Raw genomic sequence first — 17,482 nt, 5'->3', positions numbered from 1 at the left:
TGTACTGTTTTGACCGGAAATGCGTTAGTTTAACCTTTTCAAGACCAACGGCAGGACCATGCACGAGCGCGTTACCCCGCTGCCCTATTACCTCGGCTGCCCCCAGTGGCAGGACCCGGCCTGGAATCGCCAGCTGCCGCCGGCTTCCAGCCCTTTGGCCCGGTACAGCCGGCTGTTCAACTGCGTGGAGGGCAATACCACCTTTTACGCCACACCCACCCAGGCCCAGTGTGCCCAGTGGCGCCAGCAGGTCCCGGATGATTTCCGCTTCCTGCTGAAATTTCCCCAGCGAATCAGTCATGAGCAACTGCTTGCCGGGCCGGCCTCCGAGATAACCGATTTCCTGGAAACCGTGGCGCCCCTGGAGGATGTCCTGGGGCCCTTCCTGCTTCAGTTACCGGCAGCATTCGGCCCCGAGCACCTGGAGAATCTCTGGCGTTTCACCGACGCCCTGCCCGCCCCGTTAACCTGCACGGTGGAATTCCGGCACCCGTCATTCTTCGAGAAAGGCGAGGCGGAGCGCGCCCTGAACCGTGGCTTGCGGGAGCGGGGAATCGCCCGGGTCTGCCTGGACAGCCGGGCCCTGTTCAGCGCGGCTCCGGACAATGACATCACCCGGGACGCACAGCGCAAAAAGCCGCGGGTGCCGGTTCACATCCTGCCGGCTGAAGAGCCCGAACCGGTGGTCCGTTACATTGGTCATCCGGACCTGGAAACCAATCGCCGTTTCCTGCAGCCCTGGCTGCAACGGGTCAGTGACTGGGTCCGGGAAGGACGGCGCCCGTTCGTGTTCATGCACATGCCGGACAACAGCCACGCCCTGTCCCTGGCGGCACTATGGAGTGCCATGCTGGCCGAATACCTGCCGCATGCACCTGCCCTGAAACTGGAACCCGAGCCCCAGCTGGGGCTGTTTGGCGGCCCGGAGTAACGGTTGTGGTTTGTATACGCCACGGCGGGCAATGGCAATATGTTAGGGTCTGATCTGTCGAGCCAGGAAACCCCATCATGCGAATCCGGATTACACACCAGAGAATCACCGCACTGCTGCAACTGATCCTGATGGCAGAGGCCGCCTTCGCGCTCTGGGGTCAGCGCTGGTTTACCGCCTTTCTGACCGGCATGATCATTCTGATCACCTTCATGCCGGTTGTGTTCGAGCGCCGCTTCCGGATCCATATCCCGCCGGAACTCCAGCTGGCAGCCATTGGCTTTGTGTTTGCTTCGCTTTTCCTTGGAGAGATCCGGGATTACTACACCCGTTTCTGGTGGTGGGATATGGCCCTGCATACCACTTCCGGCTTCCTGCTGGGGATCTTCGGTTTCCTGCTGGTGCACATCATGAACGAAACCGAGAAGATCCAGCTGCACATGAAGCCCGGCTTTGTGGCCTTCTTTGCCTTTCTGTTTGCGCTCGGTGTCGGGGCGCTCTGGGAGATTTTCGAGTTCACCATGGATTCGGTGTTCGGGATGAACATGCAGAAGCCCATGCTGGGCGACCCTTCCGGCCTCACCGATACCATGTGGGACCTGATCGTCGATGGTATCGGCGCCTTCGTAGTGTCGTTTCTAGGCTGGCGTTACCTCAAACATCCGGGCAGGCAGTCGTTCCTTGAACGCTGGATTGATGCGTTTGTCTCCCGCAATCCCCGGTTTTTCCGGCACTGACGGGAAGATTGCCCGGCCCCGTGCAGGGCCGGGCGTTCGCTCAGGCCATCCGCTTCATCAGGCGGTCCCCCAACCACAGCTGGTGAACAAGGGCCGCCGCCACATGCACACCAATCATCACCCAGAGCACATTGGCCAGAACCTCGTGCAGGTCTTCGCCGACCTCTTCCAGAAGTTCGATTTCAGGCCCGGGCGCAAACACCATCAGGCCGAAGAAACTGACCGGATCGCCCTCCCCGAGGGAGGTGGCAACGCCGGATAATGGCATCAGAATCATCAGTGCATAGAGCGCGATATGTCCCAGTCTGGCCATGGTGGCCCAGTGGGCCGGCGGCGCCAGGCGGGACCGGTTCAGCCAGCGCCACAGGGCGCGGAACAGCACCAGGGCAAAGATAATAAGGCCAAGGGTCTGATGCCAGACCATCAGATCGGCCTCGCGAACCTGGTGCTCCAGTCCCTCGAACCAGACCTCGGTACTGAGCATGACCAGCAGCAGAATCGCCATGACCCAGTGCAGCCCACGGGAAACAACCCCATAGCGGTTTTCAGAGTCCAACATTGTCATCACACATCTCCTTGAGTTCCCTGGCCGGGGCCTGTCGGGCCCCGGGGATGCAGGCTACGCTCAGTCGTGCCGGCCACCACGCACAGGTGCCCCATAGCGGTTGAACTCCTGTTCCCGCATCAGGTTCTGCTCGGCATCCCGAAGCTGCACCCGATAGGTGCCGTCGGGTGTTTCATCCACGGTCACCTCAACGCCCGGACCGTACCGGCGAAGCGCCTGGCCGTAGGCCATGATGCGCAGTTCGTCGCTGCTGTACTGTTTCAGGTCGGATTTGGCCATCAGGCGGTCGCTGCGATGCTCGTAGCGTTCACCAGCTTCCCGGTAATTGTCGCTGGCAGACACCACCAGCGGAGCGCTGGCCAGCAGAGCGGCAGCAGAAAGCGCGGCAACGGTTGTCGTCTTCTTCATGATCGAACTCCTTGTTAAACACAATGGCTGACGACCGATGAGAGGGGTGTCGTTCGTCGATGATTATTGGAGCAGGCAAACGTCGCAAAATTGTCCCGATACCGGGTCGGTTTTGTCGCAAAATGTCGCAGGCACGCCCATCGGGATGCTTTTTGACAACCTCGCTCCCAAGAGCGGCCCCGGCTTCTCTATAATCAGGTCCATCAATGATCCATGGAGACATTCGTGAGCGAGTCACCGACAGTCCTGGTGGTCGACGACCACCGTGATATCCGCGACCTGGTCAGCCGTTACCTGCAGGAGCACGGCATACGCACCCTGCTGGCCGAGGGCGGCGTTACCATGAAACGCCAGCTCAGAGACCACGCTGTGGACCTGGTGGTGCTGGATATCATGATGCCGGGAGACGACGGGCTCACGTTGTGCCGTTACCTGCGCGAGCACACCGAACTGCCCGTTATCCTGCTGACCGCCATGAGCGAGGAAACCGACCGCATCATCGGCCTGGAAATGGGCGCCGATGACTACCTCACCAAACCCTTCAACCCCCGGGAGCTGCTGGCCCGGATCAAGGCGGTGCTTCGCCGCGCAAGCGCCCTGCCGCCCCAGCGTGCGCCCATGGCCGGACGCAACCTGCGTTTTGATGGCTGGACACTGGATGTGGATCGCCACCAGTTGACCGACCCAGAGGGCGTGGAAGTGTCGCTGAGTACCGCGGAATACCGCCTGTTGCTGGCCTTCCTGGAACACGCCGGGCGAGTGCTGTCCCGGGACCAGCTTATGGACCTGACCCGGGGCCGGGAGGCCGACGCCTTCGACCGCAGCATCGACAACCACGTCAGCCGCCTGCGCCGGAAGATGGATCCGGACGCCCGCCACCCACGCCTGATCAAGACGATCTGGGGCGGCGGTTACCAGTGGATCGCTGACGTGGAAGGGGCAGCGGAATGACCCTTATGCCCAGACGCACTGCCGGGCAACTCGCCTTCCTTCTGGTGGTTGTGCTGGTAATTGCCCAGGCTATCACCATCTGGATTCTGGCCGATGAGCGCCAGGGAGCGCTACGCTCCGCCAGCCTGGAGCATGTTCTGCAAAGGGTGGCCGATGCCTATACCCTGCTCGACACCACGCCCGAGGAACGCCGTCCTCAGGTGCTCCGGGCTCTGTCCAGCCCGACCCTGCGCCTGAGCGTCGACCCGGAACCGCTGCTCGACCACAGCCGGGACGTTTTCATCCGGCGTCAACTGGCCCGATCGGCCGGCCTTGAGACCGACCATGTCCGTACCCGGCTGGAACGCGAGGGGCACGACTGTTCGGCCTTCCGCGAGGAAGAACACGAAGAGGATCATGGCGAATCTCGCCGGCACGATGACGACCACGATGAGGATGATGAACACGAGAAAGACGAACACCGCCGGGAAGGCAATTGCCCACCGGTGATCAGTGCCTCGCTCGCCCTCTCATCGGGGCAGTGGTTCAACGCCAGCGCACAGTCGCCGGCACCGTCCTGGCTCTGGCTGAAGGCCACACTGACCAGTGTCGGGATTACCGCGCTGCTGCTGGTTGTCACGCTTCTGCTGGCCATCCGCCACCTGCTGCGGCCGGTGAATGAGCTGAGCCGGGCGGCTCACGCCTTTGGCCGTGGCGAGAAGGTCGCTCTCGAGGAGCGGGGACCGGAAGACATCCGTGAAGTCACCCGGGCGTTCAACCAGATGCAGCACCAGGTGAGCCGTGCCCAGGAAGACCGGGAACGCCTGCTGGCCGCACTGGCCCACGACCTGCGCACGCCCATCACCTCCATGCGCCTGCGGGTGGAAATGCTGCCCGAGGGCGAGGATCGGACCCGGCTACTGGAAACACTCCAGGACATGCAGCATCTGGCGGAAGCAACGCTGGACTTCATTCGCGGCAGCACCACCGAACAGCATCGCCGTTATGACCTGTCCACCCTACTGGACAGCCTGTGCGACGACCTCAAGGAAACCGGACTGGCGGTTTCGTTCACCGACAGCCCCCGCTGCGTTCTGCAGGGTCAGCCGGAAGCGGTGAAACGGGCCATCAGAAACCTGATCGAGAACGCCGTGAATTACGGCGATGAAGCCAGCGTCAGCCTGGCGACCACTGGCTCTGACGCGGTCATCAGCATTGTGGACCGTGGCCCCGGCATTCCCCCGAACGAACGGGAACAGGTATTCCAGCCGTTCTACAGGCTGGAGCATTCCCGTAACCGGGACACCGGCGGCGCTGGCCTGGGCCTGGCCATTGCCCGGACGCTGATCCGTGGCATGGGCGGCGATATCCGGCTGGACAGTGGTCCGGAGGGGATCGGGCTGGAGGTTGTGGTTACCCTGCCAAGGGAAAGGGAACCGGTTCAGCCAAAGTAATCCTCCATCCAGTCAAACAGCAACTGCGTGCTCATCTCGGACATGGGCTTTTGCTGGAAGTCATTACCCACTTCGTCGTCAATGGTCACGAACTGGTACAGAAACACGCCCGGCTGACCGTCATGCAGGATCAGGGTGATCCGCCGGCGGGTGCGCAGACAGTCGATGGTCATCACATCGGCGGGAATGCCCGACTTGCGCATGCCCTGACGCACCTCCACCACGGGATTGATGTGCTGGTGCGTCGCCTGAATGCGGGCGTGAGCCTCGCTGGCCATGTCAGACAGGGATTTGAGCGGTTCTTCAGCCATGTCAGCGAGTCTCCTGAGCCTTGGGGAATGTGCCGGATGGTACCGGAAAGGCCTTGGTGCGGGCCAGTTGGCGTACCGCCATCCGGTTCCCGCGGGTGGCAAAAGACTTACTCACAAAACCTGTGGATAACTTTGTTGGCAATTGCAGGATAGGTGTTCCCAGGCGTTCACATTGGCGACTTCCAGCAAACTGAAGGGTTTTTGATCAGACGAAAAAAGCACCAACTTCCGGTCACTTATACATACTGTAACGGTCGCCGTGAGGCCTCAGGGTTTAAGCACCCGATGCCTGTCCCCATCTTTGAGGTATTGGCAAGAAATCGGTTGAATGAGCAATCCGCGAAAAAGGAGCGAGCCCGCTATGAAAATCGACCTGACAGGAAAAACCGCAATTGTATCCGGCTCCACGGCCGGGATCGGCCTGGCGATCGCCAAGGGGCTTGCCAATGCCGGGGCCGCGGTCACTGTGACCGGGCGCACCCAGTCCCGTGTGGATGACGCTATAAAAACCATCGAAAACCAGGTTCCTGGTGCCAGCGTTGACGGTGTGGCCGCCGATCTGGGCACGGCCGAAGGCTGCAACGAACTGATTCGCCAGAAACCCGACTGCGATATCCTGATCAACAACGTCGGTATCTTTGAGCCCAAGCCGTTTTTCGACATCACCGACGATGACTGGCAGCACTTCTTCGACGTTAACGTGATGAGTGCCGTGCGGCTGTCCCGCCACTATGCCCAGGGCATGAAGGAGCGCGACTGGGGCAGAATCCAGTTCCTGTCCAGCGAATCCGCTCTGAACATTCCGTCGGAAATGGTGCACTACGGCATGACCAAAACAGCCGTGCAGTCCATCTCCCGCGGCCTGGCCAAGGTACTCTCGGGCACCGGTGTGACCGTCAACGCGGTACTGCCCGGCCCCACCAACTCGGAAGGCGTGGGTAACATGATTTCCAACATCGCCCGGGAACAGGGCGTCTCAGAAGAAGAGGCCGGCGCCAACTTTGTCAAGGAAAACCGGCCAAGCTCCATCATCCAGCGCATTGCAGATGTGGAGGAAGTCGCTAACATGAGTGTCTATCTGGCCTCACCCCAGGCAAGCGCCACCACCGGCGCCGCCCTGCGGGTCGAAGGCGGTATCGTTGACACCATGGCCTGAGGCAACGCCAACAGGCCGCTAAAACGCCAGAGGGGAGCCGCCACGGCTCCCCTCTGTGCCATCCGGACATCACATGCTCAAGATCTCCAACAACGTAGAGCTCGCTGACTGGGAAATCGACATGTCCCAGATCCGTGCCCAGGGGGCGGGCGGCCAGAACGTGAACAAGGTCGCAACCGCGGTGCATCTGCGCTTCGACATTCTTCATTCCACACTGCCGCCGTTCTACAAGGAACGTCTGATGGCGCTGTCCGATCAGCGGATCAGCAAAGACGGCATCATCATTATCAAGGCCCAGTCTTTCCGCACCCTCGAACAGAACCGGGAGGACGCCCTTCAGCGACTGAAGTCGCTGATTCAGGAGGCCGTCAAACAGCACAAGGCCCGGCGCCCCACCCGCCCGTCGAAAACGGCGCGCAAACGCCGTATGGACAGGAAAACCCAGCGCGGCCAGACCAAGGCGCTTCGAGGGAAAGTCAAACTCTAGCGCCCACAAGAAATCGGGCCTAATTCAATACCTCCGCCCCGACTTTGCGCTACTCTATATCCTTTGTATTTTTCAGAGGCACATTCCATGCGACTTTTCCCGGCGGTACTGATGTCAGCGCTGGCTGTTTTTGCGCCCTGGGTATCGGCATCGGTTGACTCCCTGCTGATCGTGGATGGCGACCGCAGGATAGATCTGCCCATTACCGAGCTGCGCGAGCGGGCGGACCTGGAATTTACTTTTTATGCACCCTATCGTGGCCGGGACGTTACCATCCGGGGTATCGCGCTGACGGATCTGCTGGCCCGTGAGATTGGCCGCGTGCCGGAACGCATCCGGCTCGAAGCCCACGACGGCTACATTATCGAGCTCGACGACTGGGCGTCCGGCAGTTGGGTTCTGGTGACCCACGAAGACGGTGAGCCGCTGACCCTGAGACAGCAGGGGCCGGTGCGCCTGGTGGAACGGGACTACGGCGACCGTAATCCGGAGCACCTGCGCAGCTTCAACCTTTGGGTCTGGATGTTGAAGAGTATTGAGGCTTTATAGTGAAATCTCCCCGTTGGCGCCGACACATCAGCTGGCTCTGGCTAAGCATCCTCTGCTTCGCCCTGCTGTTTGCCGTGCTGTCCTACGAAGCAGGATGGGGCCAGCCCCAGGTCAGCCGCTATTTCAATAACACCGGCAAACTGACCGACAAACAGCTGGCCACCCGCGCCCGGGAGCGGCTCCAGAACAGCCTGGAAACGCTGCTCACCGAGAACCCGCAGCATCCCCATTACCCGGCTATCAGCCAGCAGCTGAACATTGTTTACGGTCTGCTCAATGTGCCGCTTTACCTGGATGAGTATCCTTGTGCTCAGGGCACCCTGGACCGGCTCGACAGACTGGATCGCACACTGGCCACCGGGGCGCCGGTTTCCCATGAACTTGCCGCATCCCTGCTGCTGCCAGTCATCCAGTGTGTCAGTGACATTGAGGCCGGCCAGGAGGCAAAACGCACACGGGTGGCCCTCATGCTCCTGGAAGAAATCGAGAACAACCGCAGGATGCTGCTGTGGTGGGCTCTGGCCGGATGCCTGGCCGGCTTCGGTTTCTGGGCTCTGCATGAAAGCCAGCGCCGGGCCTACACCCGGGACCTGCACGACAAGCTGGAATGGATGCATCGTGCCAGTCACGACCCTCTGACCGGGATACTGAACCGTCGCGCCCTGGATCAGGATCTGCGAGCCGCCATCGCGGAATACCGGGCCCATGGACAACTGTTTTCCCTGGTGCTCTGCGACATAGATTACTTCAAGCAGTATAACGATGCCCTGGGCCATCCCCAGGGCGACCGCGCCCTGAAAGATGTGGTGAACGCCATTGCCGGCGCCCTCAGGCCTGGCGACACCCTGTACCGCTACGGTGGGGAAGAGATCGCCATTCTGCTGGCCGGTGCCGACCGGGAACAGGGCCAGCGTATCGCTGAGCGGGTGCTTGAAAGAGTCCGCGCACTGGGCATTGCACACCCCGAAGGCATCGGCGGCATCCTTACCGCCAGCGCCGGCATCGCGCTGGTCAGCGACAGCGGCCCGGACGCGGAAGCCATCATTGCCATGGCAGACCGCCAGCTCTACCAGGCCAAACAGTCCGGTCGCGACCAGCTGTTCTGAACAACAGCACCGCCGGGGCCGCACCATCACGGCGACACCCGGGGACAATCGCACCAGAACCATGCATGAGCTGCGCACCCCCTAGGCCGCCAGCACCCCAATTGTTCAAAATGCACAATTCCTTCCCGCGGCTGCCGGCATGATCCCTGGCTATAACTCAGGATGGCATAAAGGTTGCCATTCGCCTTCGTGTTAACCAACAACACGGAGCGACCACCATGAGCACTGCCCCCACCCCGAAAGAACAGGATTATCCCCTCAGTCCGGTGCCCATGGATCAGCGCAAAAGCGTCTGGTCCATGGGGCTGGTGCTGCTGGGTTTTACCTTTTTTACCGCCACCATGTGGGCTGGCGGCAGCGTTGGCGTAGCCTTTGATTTTTCCACCATGCTGATCGTGCTCGCCATCGGCAACTTGTTGTTGGGCCTCTACGCCGCCGTACTGGGCTATATAGCCGCCAGAACGGGCCTGAATACCGCTCTGATGAGTCGCTTCACCTTTGGCGAAGTGGGCAGCAAACTCTCTGATTTCATTCTCGGTTTCACCCAGATCGGTTGGTATGCTTGGGGCACCGCCACCATGGCCATACTGCTGGTTAAACTGACCGGTATGCCTGAAAGCCTGACAACGCCCCTGATGGTTCTGTTCGGATTCGGTTTCTGTATCACCGCCTTTATTGGCTACCGCGGACTGGAATGGCTCTCCCGATTCGCAGTCCCCGCCATGATTGTTCTGGTGGCCGTAAGCATGAGCATTGCCACTACCGATGCCGGCGGCATCAGCGGGCTTCTGGCGATTACACCCACCGACGACATGACCATGGCCGCAGCCATCACCCTGGTCTTCGGCACCTTTGTCAGCGGCGGAACCCAGGCCACCAATTGGACACGCTTCGCAAAATCCGGGAAAACCGCCGTGATCGCCACGCTCCTGGCGTTCTTCCTGGGCAATGGCCTGATGACCCTGATCGGGGCCTTTGGCGCCCTTGTATACCAGCAGGCGGATATTGTCGACATCATGGTCGCTCAGGGGTTGGCCACACTGGGCATCCTGATGCTGTTCCTGAACCTGTGGACCACTCAGGACAACACGGTTTACAACTTTGCGGTGGCCGGCTGCAACCTGCTCCGGACCCGTCGGCGCAAAAGCGTAACTATCGGCGGTGCAGCCATTGGCACTGTACTGGCTGTGCTGGGAATGTATGAATGGCTGATTCCCTTCCTGGTGCTTCTGGGCACCTTTATTCCACCCATTGGCGGCGTCATTATGGCAAGCTATTTCGTTGGCTATAAACGCCAATATCCGGCCCTTGAGAACACCACGTTGCCGGCGTTCAACATTCCCGGTCTGCTGGCCTATGCGGTGGGCTCTGCGGCTGCGTACACCTCACCGTGGATTGCCCCCATTGTAGGGGTTTTGGTAGCAGCACTGACCTACAGCATTGTCCTGGTGGTCGGCCAGGCTGTGCGTGAGCGCCGCGCCCAGGTGATGGGAACCGCCTGAATGCCTCTGCACTGTCATGACATGCCCGCAATCCCCGGCCTGGAGGCGATACGCCTCCGGGGCGGGGGCGCCGCTGCCGACAACACGATACGTTGGCCATACGTTGCGGAAAACCGCTCGTTTCAACGCTGGGTAAAAGGCGGCGAACTGGTTTTCGTAACCGGCATCAGCCGGCATCGCAGCCCCGAGAACCTGGCCGAGTGCCTGTACGAAGGTCGGGAATGCCGCATCTCCGGGCTGGTCGTGCTGACCGGTGAGGCCTACATCGGCCAGTTGCCCAACGCGCTCTGCCGCCTGGCCGATGAATTGTCCATGCCTCTGTTCGAGCAACCTTATTCGCTGCCCATGGTGGAAGTAACCGAGGCAATCAGCCGCGCCATAGTCCAGTCGGAGATCGTCGGGGAACTGCCGCCGGAACCCGGGTTACTGGCCACAAATGCCGACCTCTTGGAAGCCTGGGTCACCTGCCGGGGCAACCAGCGTGCCATGGCCGATGCCCTGGGTTGTCACCGCAACACCATCCGCAACCGGATGAACCATATTCACCGTTCCGTGCAGCACCCGCACGGGAACGAAGCATTTAAGACACTACTGCTGGCCCACTTGTTGTCCTCGCGTTGAAAGCAAGTGGGCCAACTGTCTGGAGACATCATGAAAGCAACCGTCAATGCCATTATCAACGCCCGTCTGCAGGGCCTGGAAGGACTCCACACACTCACCCTGTCGGAAGGGAAGTTTGCAAGCATCCGCTCTCAGCCCGGTGCGCAGCAGGCAATCGACGGCCAGCTCGATGCCGACGGCAATCTGGTGTGCCCTGCCTTTGTCGAGCCCCATATCCATCTGGACGCCGCCCTGACTGCGGGCGAACCCCGCTGGAACCAGAGCGGCACCCTGTTCGAAGGCATTGAGTGCTGGTCCGAGCGCAAGGCCAGCCTGAGCCGTGACGATGTCCTGCACAGAGCGACGCAGACCCTGAAGCTGTTTGCGGCTCATGGCATTCAGTACGTGCGGACCCACGTTGACGTGACCGACCCCCAACTGACTGCACTCAAGGCCATGCTGGAGGTTCGTGAACAGGTGGCCGGGTTCGTCGATCTGCAGATCGTGGCTTTCCCGCAGGAGGGGATCTGGTCTTTTCCCAATGGCCGGGAACTGATGGAGGAAGCCATCCGGCTCGGCGCCGACGTTGTTGGCGGGATTCCCCATTTCGAATTCACCCGAGACTATGGCGCGGAGTCCGTTCGCTGGCTGGTCGAACTGGCTCACCGCCACGATCGGCTGGTGGACGTCCACTGCGACGAAATCGACGACCCCGAATCCCGCTTTCTGGAAGTTCTGGCAGCGGAGGCATTACGACTGGACTATGGTTCACGGGTGGCGGCCAGCCATACCTGCGCCATGGGTTCCTACAACGATGCCTACTGCAGTCGCCTGTTCCGGCTGCTGAAGAAGGCCGATCTGAGGTTCCTGTCCATGCCCACCGAAAACCTGCACCTGCAGGGCCGGTTCGACAGCTACCCCAAACGCCGGGGTATTACCCGGGTTCCGGAACTCCTTGACGCCGGCCTGAAAGTGGCCTTTGGCCAGGACTCGATTCGTGATCCCTGGTATCCGATGGGCAATGGCAACCTGCTGCGCACGCTGGATGTGGGCCTGCACGCCTGCCACATGCTTGGAATGAACCGTATCGAACAATGCCTGGAGATGATTACCGATAACGGCGCAGCAGCGCTGAATCTGGATCATTACGGCATTGCACAAGGGCGGCCCGCCCGCTGCGTGGTGCTGCAGGGTCAGACGCCTTACGAGGTTCTACTGGGACAAAGCCCGGTACTGGCTTCAGTCAGGGATGGAAAGCTGCTGGTCGAAAGGGCCGCCGACAACCGGCAGGCCGATCTGATGCTGCCCTAGCAGTTAATGCGGTAATCGAGCAGCCCTTCGCCGGGGCTGCTCTGTGTATAAATTGCCTGGGTTATTCACCGTACTGGTTAGAGAACTGGGAAACCGCATCCACCACTTTGCGGGCCGCTTCCTGGATTTCATGAATAACCTCATTGGCCTCATGCACCAGGGCGCGCACATCTTCCGCCTTGGCCTTACCGGACTCGATGGTATAGACCGCATTGGATGTCAGCTCCTGGTTCTCATTCACCACGCCAACAATCTCTTCGGTCGCCGCCGTGGTGCGGGACGCCAGTTGCCTGACCTCATCCGCCACCACCGCAAAACCACGACCATGCTCACCCGCCCTCGCCGCTTCAATAGCGGCGTTCAGGGCCAGCAGGTTGGTCTGGTCGGCAATGCCACTGATGCTTTGAATGATATTGCCAATCATCTGGGACTGGTGGTCCAGCTTGCCCATTCCAGCCACGGCTTCATTCATCTGATCCGACAATTCCTGCATCACTTCGGCGGTCTTTACCATGACCTCGATTCCACGAACAGCGCTGGCATCCGTATCCTTCGACGTTTCAAAAGCCACGCCTGCGGCATTGGACACTTCCTGTTCCTGGCGCACCTGATCGGTAATCACCGTGGCAAACTTGACGACCTTGTAGTACTGGTCACGGGAGTTCATCAGCGGGTTGTACGATGCCTCCAGCCAGACCTCATCACCGTGTTTACCGATACGTTTAAAACGATCCGCCACGAAATCCCCGCGTTTCAGCCGGGCCCAGAATTCCTCGTATTCCGGCGAGTCATACACCTCGGGCGGACAGAAGATCCGGTGATGCTTGCCCTTCACTTCATTCAGCGAGTATCCCACGGCATTCAGGAAGAGCTGGTTGGCGTGCAGCACATACCCGTCCATGTCGAATTCGATCACCGCGGTGGAGCGCTGCATGGCCCGGATCAGGTTGTCATGCTCTCTGGAGGCTTCGATCGTTCGTGTCAGGTTCTTCACGACCAGGGTGAAGTGGCTGAGTTTCCCGTTGCCGGTCTTGATCGGGCAGATCAGGACCCGAAGCCAGAACTGGCTGCCACCGGGATTCTGGGCCTGCCAGGCTCCCGACCAGACCCGCCCTTCCTTCAGGGCATTCATCATGTGCTCGAAGTGCTGGGTATTGCGGTCATACTCCGGAACCAGATCACGGGCGTGCCGGCCATTGAGTTCATCCGCTGAAACACCAAATTCCTTCTGGAACATCTCGTTGCAGGCCGTAATTTTACCGGCTGCGTCCAGGTACAGGACCATGGTTTCCTGGGAAATCTCGTCCGACAGCTGTTGCAGCATGTAGAGCTCTTCTTTGAGAGCAGCGTTTTCCTGGTGCAGCTTTTTTCCAAACATTAACAGCACGCCTTTAGTAAGCCGATAGAGTCGGTATCGTAATACGAACACCCACTGAAAAACGGTTCAGGAAATCCCTGATTTATGCCTCAGTATTTTTATCGGGTTCAATCCCCCAAACTTGAGCGAACAGAGCCAAATTATGTTCGGAAAGTTTACCATTAGGAAATAAAACCTTTCTTGCTGGTCGGCGCTTCAGGTGTCAGTCTTAACAGGACTGAAAGACAATCAACTTCATTCACAAGGAATCCATTAATGGGAAGCACCAGACTTGTCGGTATCATTCTGCTTGTGGTCGGCATTGGCCTGCTCTACTTCGGCTACCAGTCCACCCAATCCCTCGGGGGCCAGGTGACCGAAACCCTGACCGGCCGTTTTTCCGACGAAACCATGTGGTACCTGATCGGTGGCGCTGCGGCTGCGGTCGCCGGAGTTTTCCTGACCTTCCTCAAGAAATAGATAGCCCGGGAGCCATTATGACACTGCATCTCCAACTCGCCCCCCTGATCAGCCTGGGCGCCGGTATCGGCATACTGGTGTTTCCCAAGCTGCTTAACTACATCGTAGCAGGCTACCTCATTGTGATCGGAGTGCTTGGCCTGCTCGGTCACCCGATGTAATCCCGACGACCCGGACTGTCAGTGGGCGAACCGCCCACTGAGGCCCGCACACAGACCCGAGGCGCTCCCTGCCCGGCAGCATCAATAACCACAAACAAGGAGACGGTTGTGCTGAACCCACAGACGAGCGCCCGGCGCACCAGCGTGGATATCCCCCTGGGCTACCACCACGAAATAGAGGCCCTTTTCCGATTCGGTGACGACAGCCCCCGGCTGGAGGACGCCATCACCTTCGTGTTCAGCCAGACACTCCAGCGGGACCTGTACTACGGGTCCTGGGCGCAGGCCTACCGCAACGGCAACGGGCAGTACCGGTTGAAAATCACCAGTCCCTGCGACGATGTCTCCGCCTACGAGACGCTGGTGCCCGGCTATATTGCCGCCGGGCGGGAAGCCCTCGGCAACTATTACGACATCCCTTACGACGCCCGCAAGGACTGGGAATTCCTGCTGCCGTTCGGCCTGGCCATGGCCAACGTCAAATCCATCCAGTTGCTCCACTTTCCGCCCCTGGAAACGTTCACCTACAAGAACTACCTGTACTCCCCTACGAACCGGCGCTGGGAATGCCTGCTGGCGCAGAACGGGTTCAACGGTACCGACAATACCACCGTCGAACGCATTGTTGATGTCGCGCCCATCGCTGCGCCGGGCGGTGCCGGCGAGGCGCTGACAGATTACAACGAAGACTTTATTCCCTACGCCAAAGCCCAGTTGCGCAACTACCTGCGCCCACTGCCGGAGACCGGAGGCAACCTGACCCAGCCCATGGTGGCCTATGGCGAACCGGTTCATAAATGGCTGGCCCAGGCCTTCAAACTGGCGCAGACCCCGGACACACTGGATATTGTTGAGCTGACGGTTCTCGAAGACAGCGCTCACGAGCCCGCCCCCAAAACCTGGGTCCTGTGCGCCAACCACCCCAGTGAATACCTGTACGACACCGACCTGCCCCTGAGTGATGCCTGCAAGCCCAACGGCGACTATCCACCGCCCATCCACGTCATCTGTCAGGACCTGATTGCCGCTGGCTGGCAGGCGCATATGTCGGCGCATCCCTCGGATGATCCCCACAAGGTGCTGGCCGACCTGGAAACCCAATGGGGCTGGGATCGCGATAGCGGCACGGTCCGCAAAGACAAGGAACAGGCCCTGCTCAACATCATGAAAGAGCAGAACGAGGAATTCAGCCTCGACAACAATTCCTTCACCCCCACCGAGGCCCAGAGCCAGGCTCACGACTTTGCCCTGATGCGACACCAGGCGTCGGACCGTTACACGGCCTATGCCTTCACCCCGGAGGCCAACCAGGCCTTCCAGGAAATACCCATGGCGGACAACGCCACCGTGCCCGCCAACCGGCGGCTAATGCAGGTCGGCGGTTACCTGATTGAATGGACGCCGCCCGGCTCTGACGACGACACCATTGACTACCGGGTGATTCGATATGACCGCAACAGCGGCAATCCCCTGGCAGAGGAAACCCTGGCCTATGGCACCTGGGACAAGGAAAAATTCTTCGGCGACTACCGCCCCAACTTCGGCGCGGGTTTTAACCAGATCGAACTGATCGGGCTGCCGGGCTATGTCCTGAGCATCATTCCCGCCGCCGGGCGTCGCAGTTACCAGCTCTGGAGCTTTGACCCCGAGGCGGAATACGACTGCCTGTCTGCCGGCGAGTTCAAGAGCGGCGGGTTCCGGGACATCGCCGCCGACCGGGAACTCTACCCCATTGGCAATTATGTGCTGGATCGCAAGGGCAGCAGCTACCGGGTCTGGAGCTTTGACCCGCAATCCGCGCCACCGCTGGCACTGCCGACCATCCAGGAAGGCCAGTGGTCGGCCATTGACGAAACCGATGCCATGGCCGTCATCGGTGATCACGTCGTCACCTGGAAGCCGGCCGACAGTGCCGGGGACTGTCACATCTGGCACTTCGACGCGACCAGCCCCAATCCCCTGGGGCACGAGCCCGTGGCCACCTGTCCATTGCCGGCAGGGTTCGAACCTCACGCCTCCCTGTTCGGCGCCATCCCCAGCCAACCGGCGAATGAGACCAGGGCCAAAACGCCCGGTACCATCGAGTTCATGCGCGGGAAAATCGAGCACGTGGTCTACTACATGCTCGAAAGCCGCTCGTTCGACAACGTTCTGGGTTGGCTTTATGAGCGGGGGCAGAAAGACAGCCTGAACTGGATCGGCCCACAGGCTGACGGTTTCCGGGGGCTGGACAGCACCATGAGCAACCGCCTGCCGGACGGCACCGAAGCCCTCGTCAGTCAGTACCAGAAAGGAGAACTGAGCAACGATTTCGTCCTGGGCGGCCCTGCCCAGGACCCCTGGCACGACAACAGCGATGTACTGATGCAGATGTTCCGGGGCTATGAGGGCTACGCCTGCAAACAGACACCGGGCATGGATGGCTTTGCCTGGAACCAGGACAGCGCGGCGGTTCTCTCCAGCTTCACCCCCCAGCAACTGTCAGTCCTCAACGGTCTGGCCAGTCATTATGGCGTCAGTGATGACTGGTTCAGTTCCCTGCCCGGGGGCACCGACGTCAACCGGGGCTTCTCGGTCAGCGGCTCCGCCTATAACCGGCTGGGCACCTGGGAGGGTGGCAAGCCCTATGAGGACTGGCCCGACAGCCCCCACCGGCAATCCATCTGGAAAGCCCTCTGGAGCCACGGCCACCGTGACTGGAAAATCTATTACAGCATTCTCTGGAAAAAGGCGGTGTTCACCCACCAGCTCTATCTCAAGGGACAGATACCCGAGGTGGATGCCGCCTGGGCCAAGGCGGTTCTCAATGCCAGTGACGGCTACGACCTGCCCAGTTCCGAATGGATTGCGCCACTGCAGCAGTTCTACCAGGACATCAAATACAATTCCCTGCCCCGCTTCAGTTATCTGGAACCGGCCTGGGAGGGCGCGGACTGCACCTCCTACCATCCGGGCTCATCGTCCCAGGGACTGGCGTCCGTTGTTCCCGGCGAACGCGCCCTCAACGACATCTACCAGGCACTGAGCAGCAAACCGGAAGTCTGGGAAAAAACACTGCTGGTGGTGACCTTCGACAAGAATGGCGGCCTGTTTGATCACCAGCCTCCCTCTTACGTGCGCAAGCCCTGGCCGAAAGACATGGCCGACGGCTTCGGCTTTGACTTGATGGGTCCCAGGGTTCCGGCGGTGTTTGCCTCGCCCTGGATCAAGCCCCGGACCGTCCTGCGCAGTGATAGCGGCCAGGCTTTCGACGCCACCTCCTTTGCCGCCACACTTCTGGATTGGTACGGCGTTTCCCGGGCGACCTGGGGACTGGGGGACCGGATAACCAGCGTACCGACATTCGAGTCGGTCTTCGCCGAGCATGAGGCCCGCAAGGATACACCGACGCTGACCGTGCCCTACGACAAGGATTTTCCTAAAACCCGCTGATTGGT

At 60.4% G+C, this 17,482-nt stretch carries 18 protein-coding genes; 14 read left to right on the top strand and 4 right to left on the bottom strand.

Annotated elements, in window-relative coordinates:
- Window positions 1–58: 58 nt before the first annotated feature.
- Window positions 59–931 (top strand): DUF72 domain-containing protein, encoded by an 873-nt coding sequence (locus tag HNR38_RS12265; protein ID WP_183704590.1) that lies wholly within the window; start codon window positions 59–61, stop codon window positions 929–931.
- A 77-nt stretch (window positions 932–1,008) separates the two neighbouring features.
- Entirely contained in the window at window positions 1,009–1,668 is a 660-nt protein-coding gene (locus tag HNR38_RS12260; protein WP_183704588.1) for a DUF2238 domain-containing protein, read from the top strand.
- A gap of 40 nt (window positions 1,669–1,708) precedes the next feature.
- Here HNR38_RS12260 and HNR38_RS12255 read toward each other — a convergent pair whose 3' ends face one another.
- Together HNR38_RS12255 and HNR38_RS12250 are read right to left on the bottom strand one after the other, a co-directional pair.
- Window positions 1,709–2,233 (bottom strand): cytochrome b, encoded by a 525-nt coding sequence (locus tag HNR38_RS12255; RefSeq protein ID WP_183704586.1) that lies wholly within the window; start codon window positions 2,231–2,233, stop codon window positions 1,709–1,711.
- Window positions 2,234–2,293: 60 nt separating this feature from the next.
- On the bottom strand, window positions 2,294–2,641 hold the full coding sequence (locus tag HNR38_RS12250; protein WP_183704585.1) for a hypothetical protein: 348 nt from the start codon (window positions 2,639–2,641) through the stop codon (window positions 2,294–2,296).
- A gap of 225 nt (window positions 2,642–2,866) precedes the next feature.
- On the opposite strand from HNR38_RS12250, the gene HNR38_RS12245 reads away from it, so the two are divergent.
- Both HNR38_RS12245 and HNR38_RS12240 read left to right on the top strand, forming a co-directional pair.
- Window positions 2,867–3,592, top strand: coding sequence for a response regulator (locus HNR38_RS12245; RefSeq protein ID WP_183704583.1), 726 nt, complete (start codon window positions 2,867–2,869; stop codon window positions 3,590–3,592).
- Window positions 3,593–3,597: 5 nt separating this feature from the next.
- A complete protein-coding gene (locus HNR38_RS12240) occupies window positions 3,598–5,025 on the top strand; it encodes an ATP-binding protein (RefSeq protein WP_246362675.1) in 1,428 nt (475 codons plus the stop codon).
- On the opposite strand, the gene HNR38_RS12235 is transcribed toward HNR38_RS12240, so the two are convergent.
- Window positions 5,013–5,336, bottom strand: a complete 324-nt coding sequence (locus HNR38_RS12235) for a hypothetical protein (RefSeq protein ID WP_183704579.1) — start codon at window positions 5,334–5,336, stop codon at window positions 5,013–5,015. The genes HNR38_RS12240 and HNR38_RS12235 overlap by 13 nt on opposite strands.
- Window positions 5,337–5,697: 361 nt before the next feature.
- On the opposite strand from HNR38_RS12235, the gene HNR38_RS12230 reads away from it, so the two are divergent.
- The 7 genes from HNR38_RS12230 (at window position 5,698) to codA (ending at window position 12,047) form a co-directional block, all read left to right on the top strand.
- A complete protein-coding gene (locus HNR38_RS12230) occupies window positions 5,698–6,492 on the top strand; it encodes an SDR family NAD(P)-dependent oxidoreductase (RefSeq protein WP_183704577.1) in 795 nt (264 codons plus the stop codon).
- A gap of 73 nt (window positions 6,493–6,565) precedes the next feature.
- Window positions 6,566–6,979, top strand: a complete 414-nt coding sequence (gene arfB / locus HNR38_RS12225; RefSeq protein WP_183704575.1) for an alternative ribosome rescue aminoacyl-tRNA hydrolase ArfB — start codon at window positions 6,566–6,568, stop codon at window positions 6,977–6,979.
- 87 nt (window positions 6,980–7,066) lie between these two features.
- On the top strand, window positions 7,067–7,528 hold the full coding sequence (locus HNR38_RS12220; protein ID WP_183704573.1) for a hypothetical protein: 462 nt from the start codon (window positions 7,067–7,069) through the stop codon (window positions 7,526–7,528).
- On the top strand, window positions 7,528–8,634 hold the full coding sequence (locus HNR38_RS17570; RefSeq protein WP_183704571.1) for a diguanylate cyclase domain-containing protein: 1,107 nt from the start codon (window positions 7,528–7,530) through the stop codon (window positions 8,632–8,634). Before HNR38_RS12220 ends, HNR38_RS17570 begins: the two co-directional genes overlap by 1 nt.
- A gap of 218 nt (window positions 8,635–8,852) precedes the next feature.
- Window positions 8,853–10,136: a cytosine permease gene (codB, locus tag HNR38_RS12210; protein WP_183704569.1), complete on the top strand. Its 1,284-nt coding sequence runs from the start codon at window positions 8,853–8,855 to the stop codon at window positions 10,134–10,136.
- Window positions 10,137–10,757 carry a PucR family transcriptional regulator gene (locus HNR38_RS12205; RefSeq protein WP_183704567.1) on the top strand — a complete coding sequence of 207 codons (621 nt, stop codon included), beginning with the start codon at window positions 10,137–10,139 and terminating at the stop codon, window positions 10,755–10,757.
- A gap of 30 nt (window positions 10,758–10,787) precedes the next feature.
- Window positions 10,788–12,047: a cytosine deaminase gene (codA, locus tag HNR38_RS12200; protein WP_183704565.1), complete on the top strand. Its 1,260-nt coding sequence runs from the start codon at window positions 10,788–10,790 to the stop codon at window positions 12,045–12,047.
- A 61-nt stretch (window positions 12,048–12,108) separates the two neighbouring features.
- Here codA and HNR38_RS12195 read toward each other — a convergent pair whose 3' ends face one another.
- Entirely contained in the window at window positions 12,109–13,425 is a 1,317-nt protein-coding gene (locus tag HNR38_RS12195) for a methyl-accepting chemotaxis protein (protein WP_183704563.1), read from the bottom strand.
- A gap of 255 nt (window positions 13,426–13,680) precedes the next feature.
- Between HNR38_RS12195 and HNR38_RS12190 the strand changes: the two genes are divergently transcribed.
- The 3 genes from HNR38_RS12190 (at window position 13,681) to HNR38_RS12180 (ending at window position 17,477) form a co-directional block, all read left to right on the top strand.
- Window positions 13,681–13,884 (top strand): DUF3185 family protein, encoded by a 204-nt coding sequence (locus tag HNR38_RS12190; RefSeq protein WP_183704561.1) that lies wholly within the window; start codon window positions 13,681–13,683, stop codon window positions 13,882–13,884.
- Between the two features lie 17 nt (window positions 13,885–13,901).
- Window positions 13,902–14,045 (top strand): DUF3096 domain-containing protein, encoded by a 144-nt coding sequence (locus HNR38_RS12185; protein WP_183704558.1) that lies wholly within the window; start codon window positions 13,902–13,904, stop codon window positions 14,043–14,045.
- Between the two features lie 108 nt (window positions 14,046–14,153).
- Window positions 14,154–17,477, top strand: a complete 3,324-nt coding sequence (locus HNR38_RS12180) for an alkaline phosphatase family protein (RefSeq protein ID WP_183704556.1) — start codon at window positions 14,154–14,156, stop codon at window positions 17,475–17,477.
- Window positions 17,478–17,482: the final 5 nt, after the last annotated feature.

Source organism: Marinobacter oulmenensis (assembly GCF_014201735.1).
Taxonomy (GTDB): Bacteria; Pseudomonadota; Gammaproteobacteria; order Pseudomonadales; family Oleiphilaceae; genus Marinobacter; species Marinobacter oulmenensis.
The sequence above is the reverse complement of the archived record's forward strand: the minus strand, read 5'-3'. Positions and strand labels throughout refer to the sequence as shown.